Origin of the sequence: Mesorhizobium sp. M1A.F.Ca.IN.020.06.1.1, from assembly GCF_004023265.1 — a bacterium.
Lineage (GTDB): Bacteria > Pseudomonadota > Alphaproteobacteria > Rhizobiales > Rhizobiaceae > Mesorhizobium.
This window is the reverse complement of sequence record NZ_RZSR01000093.1, coordinates 1-10,205: the sequence shown is the minus strand read 5'-3', so window position 1 is coordinate 10,205 and position 10,205 is coordinate 1. Positions and strand designations below refer to the sequence as shown.

The 10,205-nt window shown below is 64.1% G+C and carries 9 protein-coding genes; 3 read left to right on the top strand and 6 right to left on the bottom strand.

Annotated features, from left to right (window positions below; translation table 11 throughout):
- A partial coding sequence (locus EOA60_RS06755) for an alanine racemase (RefSeq protein WP_206628106.1) occupies nucleotides 1-733 on the bottom strand: 733 nt, incomplete at its 3' end.
- A gap of 68 nt (nucleotides 734-801) precedes the next feature.
- On the opposite strand from EOA60_RS06755, the gene EOA60_RS06750 reads away from it, so the two are divergent.
- The gene (locus EOA60_RS06750) at nucleotides 802-1,743 is read left to right on the top strand and encodes an amidohydrolase family protein (RefSeq protein ID WP_095826092.1); all 942 of its coding nucleotides are present in this window, start codon (nucleotides 802-804) and stop codon (nucleotides 1,741-1,743) included.
- Here EOA60_RS06750 and EOA60_RS06745 read toward each other — a convergent pair.
- From EOA60_RS06745 to EOA60_RS06730, 4 genes are read right to left on the bottom strand one after another with little or no spacing between them, the layout of a single operon-like run.
- On the bottom strand, nucleotides 1,717-2,688 hold the full coding sequence (locus EOA60_RS06745) for an ABC transporter permease (protein WP_095826093.1): 972 nt from the start codon (nucleotides 2,686-2,688) through the stop codon (nucleotides 1,717-1,719). The genes EOA60_RS06750 and EOA60_RS06745 overlap by 27 nt on opposite strands.
- Nucleotides 2,685-3,650 (bottom strand): ABC transporter permease, encoded by a 966-nt coding sequence (locus EOA60_RS06740; protein WP_095826094.1) that lies wholly within the window; start codon nucleotides 3,648-3,650, stop codon nucleotides 2,685-2,687. The genes EOA60_RS06745 and EOA60_RS06740 overlap by 4 nt, the downstream gene beginning before the upstream one ends.
- Nucleotides 3,647-5,146, bottom strand: a complete 1,500-nt coding sequence (locus EOA60_RS06735) for a sugar ABC transporter ATP-binding protein (RefSeq protein WP_095826095.1) — start codon at nucleotides 5,144-5,146, stop codon at nucleotides 3,647-3,649. The genes EOA60_RS06740 and EOA60_RS06735 overlap by 4 nt, the downstream gene beginning before the upstream one ends.
- Nucleotides 5,147-5,168: 22 nt before the next feature.
- Nucleotides 5,169-6,221, bottom strand: a complete 1,053-nt coding sequence (locus EOA60_RS06730; protein ID WP_095802192.1) for an ABC transporter substrate-binding protein — start codon at nucleotides 6,219-6,221, stop codon at nucleotides 5,169-5,171.
- 239 nt (nucleotides 6,222-6,460) lie between these two features.
- On the opposite strand from EOA60_RS06730, the gene EOA60_RS06725 reads away from it, so the two are divergent.
- Both EOA60_RS06725 and EOA60_RS06720 read left to right on the top strand, forming a co-directional pair.
- A complete protein-coding gene (locus tag EOA60_RS06725; RefSeq protein ID WP_095826096.1) occupies nucleotides 6,461-7,261 on the top strand; it encodes an IclR family transcriptional regulator in 801 nt (266 codons plus the stop codon).
- 80 nt (nucleotides 7,262-7,341) lie between these two features.
- Nucleotides 7,342-8,223, top strand: coding sequence for a DMT family transporter (locus EOA60_RS06720; protein WP_095826097.1), 882 nt, complete (start codon nucleotides 7,342-7,344; stop codon nucleotides 8,221-8,223).
- Between the two features lie 73 nt (nucleotides 8,224-8,296).
- On the opposite strand, the gene EOA60_RS06715 is transcribed toward EOA60_RS06720, so the two are convergent.
- On the bottom strand, nucleotides 8,297-9,988 hold the full coding sequence (locus EOA60_RS06715) for a hypothetical protein (RefSeq protein WP_127335283.1): 1,692 nt from the start codon (nucleotides 9,986-9,988) through the stop codon (nucleotides 8,297-8,299).
- Nucleotides 9,989-10,205: the final 217 nt, after the last annotated feature.

Below are 10,205 nucleotides of genomic sequence, written 5' to 3'. Positions count from 1 at the left end.
GCCTGAGGAACATGTCGCCCACCGATGCCAGCAGCGCAGAGACCGCTTCATCGGTGCGCAGCGGATCAGGTTGAGCGGCAGCGCCTTCATAGGTGCCGACGCCGGCAATGCGCAGCCGTCCGCCGGTCGCAACGGCATCGGCGATTGCCTCGGCCTCGGCCGTGGTTCGTGCGCCCGCCCTCGCCGCGCCGAGCTCGACCAGGACACGCAACGGCGGGAGATCGGCAGCTGCCCGCCACGCATTCGCCAGTGCCCGCACAGCCGCGACCGAGTCGGCGAAGACATAGAGCTCGGCATCCGGCCACGCGCCAGTCAGTTTCGCGAGCCGGCCTGCACCACCGGCGCCGCCGACCTCGTTGGCAATGATCAGTCTCGAGAGACCCGCCTTCAGCATCACCGTTGCCTGCCTTATATCGGCGACCGTCGTGCCCCAGGCACCGGCCTTGACCAGCGAATGGGCGAGATCCGGCGCCATCGGCGTCTTGGCATGCGGCGCGACCGCAGCGCCCTGCTCGCGCGCATAACGCAGGAACAAGTCGCGATTTGAGGCGAAGGCCGCTTCGTCAAGGGTGAGCAGCGGCAGCGACATGCGGCCATCGGCCGGATGCCAGCCTTGCTGTCCGGCCAGGCTGGAATCCAATCCGGACGTGCCGGGGGGCACGCCACGGATACGATCGTCGAGCATGAAATTTTCATGCACGACAAGCGATTGGGCCGGTGTGTTCTCGCTCATCCGATGCTAACCCTTCCGTCGCCGAACAATGGCTCAACCGATTGCCGGCCAAGGCCTGAGGGAACCGCGTGCCAAATCCCTACTCCGGACCCATCATCGACGCCCATCACCATCTCTGGGATCTCAGCCTCGGCCGCCATCCCTGGCTGACCGCCTCTGCCGGCGAACGCGGCGGCCTCGGCGAGCTTGATGCCTTGCGCCGCAACTATCTGCCTGAGGATTATCTGCGCGACGCCGCCCGGCACCATGTCGTCGCCAGCGTCCATGTCGAAGCCGGCTGGGCGAGCGACGACAGCGTCGGCGAGACCCGCTGGCTCGAGACGCTCGACAAGTCGTGCGGCGTAGCGGCGCGCTACGTCGTCCATGTGCCGTTGGCGAGCCACAACGCGGCGGAGTTGATCGAGGCGCAGGCCGCGTTCGACCGCGTCATCGGCATACGCGACATTCTGAGCTGGGACCCTGATCCCGCCCGCCGCTTCGCCGCTCGCGACGGCATAATGGACGATCCCGCCTGGCGCGCCGGCCTTGGCTCGCTCGCCCGGTACGGGCTCTCCTTCGACCTGATGGTGTTTCCACGCCAACTGGCCGAGGCAGCGCACCTCGCCGCGGCCTTTCCCGACCAGCAATTCGTCCTCAACCATTGCGGCAGCCCGATCGACCGTGATCCCGAAGGCTTGCAGAGATGGCGAGACGGGCTGCGGCGGCTGGCCGAGCGCGACAACGTCGCCATCAAGATCTCCGACCTGGTCGCTTACGATCATGACTGGACGCTCGAAAGTCTGCGGCCGATCGTTCTGCATTGCATCGACTGCTTCGGCATGAAGCGCGCCATGTTCGGCTCCGACTTCCCGGTCGCCGGCCTGCACGCCTCGTTCGATGAGGTATATGACAGCTTCAAGGTCATCACCGCCGATCTTTCCCGGGATGAGCAGGCGGCGCTGTTCTTTGGCAACGCCGCTCGCATCTATCGCCTGGACGCCGGGTCATCGCCGGGCTTGCTCCCTGCCTGAGAGCAGCAGCAGCCCGAGGATGAGCGAACCGAACAGGATGCTGCGCCAGCCGGGCGATGCATTGACCACGGTGATCAGCGCAGTGATCGTCACCAGCAGGACGGCTCCCGGGATGGTGCCGGCATAGGTGCCGAGCCCGCCGAGGATCGAGGTGCCGCCAAGCACCACTGCGGCGATCGAGGCGAGCAGATAAGGATCGCCGATCCCGACATAGCCCTGCCCGTTCATGCCGAGCACCAGCACGCCCGCGAGCCCCGCCGTGAATCCGCTGATGCCGTAGACAGCCAATGTCGTGGAAGTGATCGGCACGCCCGACAGCGAAGCCGCAAGCGGATTGGCGCCCATGGCGAAGATGCGGGCGCCGAAAGGCGTTGCATGCATCAGTGTCAGCACGAGCACGGAAACCGCGATCCATAGCAGGATGCCAGCCGGGATGCCGGCCGGCCGCGCATTGCCAAGCCAATGAACCAGCGGGTTCTCGGCGGTGACGGCACTGCCGCCGGCAATGATGATCAGCAGACCCTGCAGGAATGTCGCCATGGCCAGCGTCATGATCATCGGATGGACGCGCAGCAGCGCCACCCCTAACCCGTTGACCACGCCGATAGCTGTGGTCAGCGCAAGCACCGCGAGCACGGAGGCAAGGCCGGTCGGATCGGCCTGCCATGACAGCAGCGGCAGGCTGATGGCGCTGACGGTGACGATCGCTGCCACCGAGAGATCGATCCCGCCGGCGATCACCACGAAGGTCTGCCCGGCCGCCACGAGGCCGATCACCGCGCCAAGTTCTACCAGGTAGCGCAGATGTCCGTAGGCGCCGAAGCCGCGCGATGCGATGCTCGCCGCAATCCAGACTGCGACGACGATGGCAAGGGTGAGGAACGGTCGGCTGGTGAGGATCGCCCTGGCGCGTCTGCCGCCGGGGCTATCGGTCCACGCTGTCATTGCTGCACCTTGCGGAATTGCGGGATGGCGACCGCGCCGATGATGATCAGCCCTTGCGCGACATACTGCGCTACCGGGGTGAAGCCGAGGAAGAACATCACGCTAATCATCAGGCTGAGCAGCAGGCTGCCGGCGAGCGCGCCTCGCATGGTGCCCTGCCCGCCGAGAAAGCCAATGCCGCCAAGCACGGCAGCGGCAATGGAATTGAGCGTGAAGGCGGTGCCGATGACCGGATCGCCAGAGCCCGTTTGCGCGGCGACGAACAGCCCGGCGCCGGTCGACAAGAGGCCGCTGATCGCATAGGCGGCCACACGCGCCGCGTCGACCGGCACACCGGAACGGTAAGCCCCGACCGGATTCTCGCCGGCGGCATAGAGGCTCAATCCAAGCGGCGTGGCGAGATAGAGCTTCCACAGCAGGACGACCACCACCAGCAGCACGAACGCCGCTGGCGTGTCGCCGGCAAGCAGGTCGGACAGCCAAGCCGGGATGGAGCCGCCAGGCCTCGGCAGGATCAGCAGTGCGGCGCCACCGATGATGAACGAGCCGGCGAGCGTCACCACGATCGCCGGCAGGCGCAGCCTGACCACGATGAAGCCGGTCGCGGCGCCAATGCCGAGCCCGGCAAGCGCCACGGCGGCCGCGCCGCCGGCGACGCCCAGCGGTCCGCCCATGCTGGTCGCGGCAATGACCGCGCCGAGGCTGACGGTCGCGCCGATCGCAAGGCTGATGCCGCCGGTGAGCATGAGGATCGCCTGCGCCATCGCCACCAGCGCCAGCGGGAACCAGCTCTGGGTGAACTTGGCAAAGCCGGAGACCGTGAACAGGCCCGGAAAAAGCACGGCATAAGCGATGAGAAACGCCAGCACCACCAGGAAGAGGCTGCGAACGCCGATGTTGCGGCGCGCCTGCACCTGCCAGTAGAGCGCGCCGTCGGCTCTCGCGGATGGAATGATGCTCATGCCGCCACCTTCCGCCTCTCTGCACCCATCGCCGCCGACACGATGGCTTCCTCGCTCAGCGCGGCACGCTCGAGCATCCTGGCGACCCGGCCTTCACGAACCACCGCGACGCGGTCGCATAGATGCACCAGTTCCGGCGTATCGGAACTGAGCAGCACGACCGCCTTGCCAGCGGCGGCGAAGGCGCGAAGCATCAGATAGATTTCGCGCTTGGTCTCGACGTCGACGCCACGCGTCGGATCGTTGAGCAGCAGCACCAGCGGATCGTGCGGCATCCACTTCGCCAGCGCGACCTTCTGCTGATTACCGCCCGACAAGGCCTGCGCCGGACGCTGCAGGTCGCCCTTGATGGAAAGCTGGGCGGCGAGATCCCTTCCCTTCTGGCGTTCAGCCTTGCGGCTGCGCAGCTTCAACGACGAAAGTCTTGCGAGGGAAGGCAACATCATGTTGGTGATGATCGGATGAATAAGGTGGAGGCCCTCGCGCTTACGGTCGGCTGGCACATAGGCGAGCCCCAGCGCGTTGGCTTTCGGCACATTACCCGGCAGGCCCGACACGCCGTTTACCGTCGCCGAAACCGTCCTCGCCGGGATGGCCCCATAAAGACCGAGCAGCAGATCCTCCTGCCCCTGACCGACCAGGCCGCCTATGCCCAGCACCTCGCCGGTCCCGATGTCGAGGTCGACGTCGTGCATCAGGCCGACCGAGAAGCCGCGGACCGAGATGGCGGCGCCGGGCGATATCGACGGCTGCCATTTCGGAAAGAGATCGCCGGGGTCGCGCCCGACCATCAGGCGCACCAATCCAGTCGCATCGGTTCCCTCCAGCGGCCGGTCGGCCGTGCAGGCGCCGTCCTTCAGCACCGTCACATGCTGGCAGAGCGCCATCACCTCGTTGAGCCGGTGCGAGATGTAGAGAATGGCCACGCCTTCTCCACGCAGCCGTCCCAAAAGGTCGGTGAGGATTTTCGTTTCCGTCGCCGAGAGCGACGAGGTCGGCTCGTCGAGGATGAGCACGCGCGGCCGGCGATAGAGAGCCTTGGCGATCTCCACCATCTGCCGTCGCCCGAGAGATAGATTCCCAACCGGTGTCGACAACGGCTCGTCGAGGCCGACGAGTTTGCATGCCGCCTTCGCCCGCGCGGCAAGCTCCTTGTAGTCGACCAGCCCGAAGCGCTTGGGATAGGCGCCGATGCCGATGTTCTCGGCTATCGAAAGGCTGGCCGTCAGGCTGAGCTCTTGCTGCACGACGGCGATGCCGGCCTGTCGCGCGAGCGCTGGCGTCATGCGTGCCACGGCACGCCCATCGACCTCGATGGTCCCGCTGTCCGGGCGCAAGGCGCCCGACAGGAGGTTGATCAAGGTCGACTTTCCGGCGCCGTTCTCGCCGAGCAGCGCATGCACGCGGCCCGGTTGGAGAGCGATGGAAACGTCGCGCAGGACGGGGTTGCCGAAGAACGCCTTCGACACCCCCCGCGCGGCAAGGAGCGGAGCCATGGTCAATGCTGCGACCCTTCGCCTACTTCTGCGCCAGCAGCTTCTTGAACAGCTCCTCATCGTAGGGCGAATAGATGTAGCCGTCAGCCGGGAAATCTTTCGCCCGGGCGAGGTATTGATCGATGTTGGAATTGTCGATGACCGGCAGCGGAATCTTGACGAAGGCCGGCACGTCCTTGCCCTCCAGCGCCTGGACCGCGGTGTAGGTGGCAAAGGCGCCGAGCCAGTTCGGCTGCATGGTCGCCCAGCTCTTCAGGCCCTTTTCCTTCCACAGCTCGAGGAACTGGCGCGCATTCTCGCCGGTGATCGGCACCTGGTCGCGGCCCTGCTTGTCGAGCGCGAGCACCGCACCGGCCGAGAGCGCGCCGCCGAGCGACAGGATGCCGTCGATCTCGGGATTGGCGAACAGCAGGCTGGTGACGGCTTCCTGGGCCGGCGCGACATTGTACGGCGTGTTGGTCTCGGCGAGGATTTTCACGTCGGGGTGGGCCTTGAGCTCGGCATCGGCGCCCTTGCGGCGGTCGTCGCTGACCGAAACGCCGGCCGGGCCGTTGAGGATGAGGATCTTGCCCTTGCCGCCGATGGCGTCAATCAGGAACTTCGCAGCCTGGTCGCCCCACTGCGAGGAATCCGTGTTGACCTTGGCCGTCACCTGGTCGGTATCGACCAGGCTGTCGAAGTTGATGATCGCGATACCCTTGGCGCAGGCATCCGCGATCACACGCGCCGGAGCGGTCGAGGAACCGGCGATCAGGATGATGGCGTCGACATTGGAATCGATCATCGACTGGATCTGCTGGATCTGCACATTGGCGTCGCCCTGGGCGTCGGTCACGACCAGCTTGTCGACCAGCCCCTGCTTCTTGAGCGCCTCGACCTCGGCTTCGATCGTGCCCTGGGTCTGCTTCATCCAGGTCGGCACGGAATAGATGTTGGCCCAGCCGATCGTATACGGCGCCTTGCGGTCGCCCTTGATGCACTTCGCGGCCGCATCGGCCTGCGAGCCGACACCGACGGCCAGGACGAGACCGAGGCAAAAGGCGCTGACGGATGCGAAAAACGATGACTTCTTCATGACAGTTCCCCTTCTGTAGCTCTTGTCCGGACGTGCGGAGTCGGGACGGCGAAACACCGCGGTTGCCGCGTCGCGGAAACCGCTCGTTCGTCGGCTGGACTTCTTCTGCCCGGCTCGTTAGTTTATCCGATATTCCAGACAACATGTCTGTATATCGGACAGACGGGATGCTAGACTGAGCCTTGACATCTTTCAAGCGTCTTGAGACGAGAGCCGAAAATGATTTTTGAGCGGCTGGCATGAGCGAAGGCGCAACTGGTTTGATCGAGGCAGGCGCCGGGGCACAACCGCAGGCCGGCGAGCGCCGCCGCGGCATCGACCGCGTCATCATGCTGCTCGAGGCCCTGCTGAAGCATCGCGCGCCGATGCGCATCGGCGACATCGCAAAGATGATCAACGCACCCCGTTCGACGACCTATGAGATCGTCAACAGCCTGCTCGAAGCCGAGATGCTCGAAAATGTCGGGTCCGAGGGCTACGTCTATTTCGGGCGGGCGATGCACTTGTTCGGATGGGCGTACTCGCATCACAACGCACACTATCGCCGCATCCTTGAAACGCTGGACAGGATGGCGGCCGAGACCGGTGAGACCGTTCAGCTCTGTGGTCTGCGCGGCAACAAGTATGTCGTTCTCGATTGCCGGGATTCTCCCGGCCCTTTCCGCATCTCGAGCGATGTCGGCGTCGAGGTGCCGATCCCCTGGACGGCGTCGGGGCGGCTGCTGGTCGGCCATATGCAGGAGAGGGAACTCAAGAATTTCATTCCTGCCGCCGACTACGAACTCCCCGACGGTCGGGTCATTGCTCCCGACGAATTCTTCGCCGATGTCGACCTGGCTCGCCGGCAGGGCTTCAGCGAGACCTCGGCGCTCGCCGACCGTTTCACCTGGTGCATGGCGGCTCCCATCCGCGACAGCCACGGCGCCATCAAGACGACGCTTTGCTTTGTGCTGCCGGTCGATACGCCGGAGCCGCGTCGCAACCAGTTGCTTGAGCTGCTGCGCGAGCGCGCCCGCGCACTGTCGCTCGCCGGAAGCTGAGCCGGAATGCGGCCGTCTGGCCCAGTCGAATGCCGCGACTACCGGTTGCGGCACAACGACGGTCTTGCGACATAGCGCCAATGGCGTCCGCTCCCTCGATCACCAAGGCCGCGCTCTGGATGGCGCTGTCGATCGCCTCGTTCCTGGCGATGTCGGTCGCTGGCCGTACCGCGACGGCCGCGCTCAATGTCTTCCAGGTGCTGGAGCTGCGCTCGGTGATCGGCTTCTTCATCCTGCTGCCGCTGGTGCTGACGGGCGGCGGCTTTAGGGCGATGCGCACCCAGCGCCCGCTCGCCCACATCGCCCGCAACGTCGTCCACTATGCCGGCCAGGCCGCCTGGCTCTATGCGCTGACCTTGATTCCGCTGGCCGTGCTGATCTCGATCGAGTTCACGACCCCGATCTGGACGGCGATCCTGGCGGTGAGCTTTCTCGGCGAAAGGCTGTCGCGGGCCAGGCTGACGGCAATCGTGCTGGGGCTGATCGGCGTGGTGATAATCGTGCGTCCCGGCGTCGGCTCGGTCGATCCCGGGCATCTCGTCGTGCTGGGAGCCGCAATGTGCTTCGGCGTCTCGGTGGTCATGGTCAAGTCGCTGACGCGAACCGACAGCGTCGTACGCATCATCTTCTGGATGCTGATCATTCAGTCCGTGGTCGGCCTCGTCCCGGCGCTCTATGTCTGGCGCAACCCGGCAGTCGAACTGTGGCCGTCGATATTGGTGGTCGCCTTCACCGGCATGTCCTCCCATTTCTGCATGGCCCGCGCGCTCAGCCACGCCGATGCGACCGTCATTTCGCCGATGGACTTCCTGCGCGTGCCGCTGTCTGCGCTGATCGGATGGCTGCTTTACAACGAGCAGATCGATGTCTTCACCGCCGGGGGCGCCTTGCTGATCCTGACCGGCAATCTGCTCAACCTGCAGCGCAAGGCGCCTCAGCCTGCCGAAGTCGCGACCTCCTAGCTGCCAGGTCAGACGCCCGGTTGGGTTGCCTGCGAACTGGCGTCGGCGGGACCGTCATCACTCGCCTCATCGCTCAATCGTAGACGCCATCAAATAGAAGATCGTTGTCGCCGCCGGCCTTGAAATGTCCGGCGTAAGAGCCCGCTGGCAGCAGCAGGGCTTCGCCCGCACCGTTGCGTAATGTTACGGTCTTTGGCCCGATCGCAAGGTGAAATGGCGGATCAAGCACGGTGCCGTCGATTTCGACCCGGCCCCGCAAAGGCGTTCCATCGGCGCTGTAGAGCGCATAAGTTCCAGCAATAGGAACATCAAAGATCTTCCGCTCACCGGGTTGCAGGCGGAAACCAGCGATCCTGAGGTTTGGCGCCACACGGACATAGCTGTTCAAAATCAGGGGCGCGACTACCGGATAGATATAGTCCATCCGGTAGGACCACAGGATCAGCTTCGGGCGAGACTTGCTAAGCACATTGTAAGCCTCGGAACGCCCGCTTTCCCGCAAGGTCGCGAGCACGTAGTGTTTGTCGAGCCACAAAGTTGTTGGCTCCATTCGATTGGGCAACATTCCTATGCCGTCGAAGTACCGCTCGTCGGGTGCAAGCAATGACTCCGCACGCGCCACCAGCTCAAGTTGGGCCGTATTGTCGAAGCGAAAGTAAAGTATATTGGCAACGAAGCTTATGGCCATCGCCGTGACCAAGGCTATCCACGCCAGGCGCAGATAACGCGCGCGGGCTGCGAGGCCGTCGAGCATTGTCAACGACCATAGCGACATGAACGGCAACGCCATGATGAACACGTAGGGCCACGGCTGGTCGTGCGCGAAGACCAGCACCGTGATGACGACAGAGAAGATCAGCGCAATTCGCCTCCGCTCGTCGAGCTTCATGATCTGTATCAGAGACAGAGCCATGCCGGCGAAACAGAAGACGTAAAGAACATAATTGCGCGCGAGCGTCTGAACCACGAAGCGCCTCAGCCCCCCGTAGTCACCGCCGCCGCGCGTTGCGACCTCAAGAGGGCCGAACACCAAGCTCTTGGCGATGGGAACAGGGTCGGCGCCGCCGAAGATGAAGCAATATGCGATTATAGGCAGAGTCCATCCCAGCACGAGCCATGCCCCGCGGACCATGCCTGCCAGGTAGCGTCTCATCAAAGCCGCGTCGGCGACCAGGCCAAGGCCTAGCGCAAGGTTGAAGTAGATTGATTTCTGCGTTGCGAGAAACGACAGGCCGCTCAAGGCGCCGGCAGCGACAAGCTGCCATCCCCTCAATTCACGGGCCCGTAGCACGACCAGCAGCGCCCCTGCGGCGAAGAACACCGCCAGCGGTTCGGCGATAGTGCGAAAGATGCGCTCCATGAAATTCGAGAAGCACAAGAGGACGAGGACAATGGCCAAGGCACGAACCCGATCCTCCCCAAGCGCGCGAGCGCAGGCGTAGACCAAAGCAATGGTCGCGCATGCCAGCAACGCGGTCTGCATACGACCGACAAGCAGAATGGACGTGGCATCCCAACCGATCAGGTGAGCCAGCTTGTAAAAGGCGGTGGAACCGACCGCCTTGCTTGGCTGCACGGTGGCGAACAGCCCATTAAACAAATGCTTCGCGTATCCAAGCTGACCAAATTCGTCCATGACGAATCGGCAATTCCAAGCCAAGGCGAACAACAACGCGATCTTCAGTACGATCAAAGCGCGTAGAAAGATCGTTAAGCGGCGCGATCCTGCACCGAATAAATCAGTCAGACCTGCTTCTGATCGCATTCAATCCCGCCCTGGAATGAACCTCAGATTTAAGCGACGTTAATTAAGAAAATTGGCTAGGCCACACGGCCCAGACGTTTGGAACCCTGTTCAGTGTTCGTTGCTGGAAGGCCTCAAGCACAGGCCAGGGCCGAAAGCGCCTGAACTTCGGCCAGATGCGGACGCGAAACCGCATCGACCATGGCGAAGTAGGTCAAAGTTTGGCCACTCCTCCGCC

Excerpts from the sequence above, each read along its gene's own strand:
- EOA60_RS06715 (WP_127335283.1), bottom strand. The coding sequence starts at position 9,988 with ATGCGATCAGAAGCAGGTCTGACTGATTTATTCGGTGCAGGATCGCGC.
- EOA60_RS06745 (WP_095826093.1), bottom strand. The coding sequence starts at position 2,688 with ATGACAGCGTGGACCGATAGCCCCGGCGGCAGACGCGCCAGGGCGATC.
- EOA60_RS06740 (WP_095826094.1), bottom strand. The coding sequence starts at position 3,650 with ATGAGCATCATTCCATCCGCGAGAGCCGACGGCGCGCTCTACTGGCAG.
- EOA60_RS06730 (WP_095802192.1), bottom strand. The coding sequence starts at position 6,221 with ATGAAGAAGTCATCGTTTTTCGCATCCGTCAGCGCCTTTTGCCTCGGT.
- EOA60_RS06720 (WP_095826097.1), top strand. The coding sequence starts at position 7,342 with ATGGCGTCCGCTCCCTCGATCACCAAGGCCGCGCTCTGGATGGCGCTG.
- EOA60_RS06735 (WP_095826095.1), bottom strand. The coding sequence starts at position 5,146 with ATGGCTCCGCTCCTTGCCGCGCGGGGGGTGTCGAAGGCGTTCTTCGGC.
- EOA60_RS06725 (WP_095826096.1), top strand. The coding sequence starts at position 6,461 with ATGAGCGAAGGCGCAACTGGTTTGATCGAGGCAGGCGCCGGGGCACAA.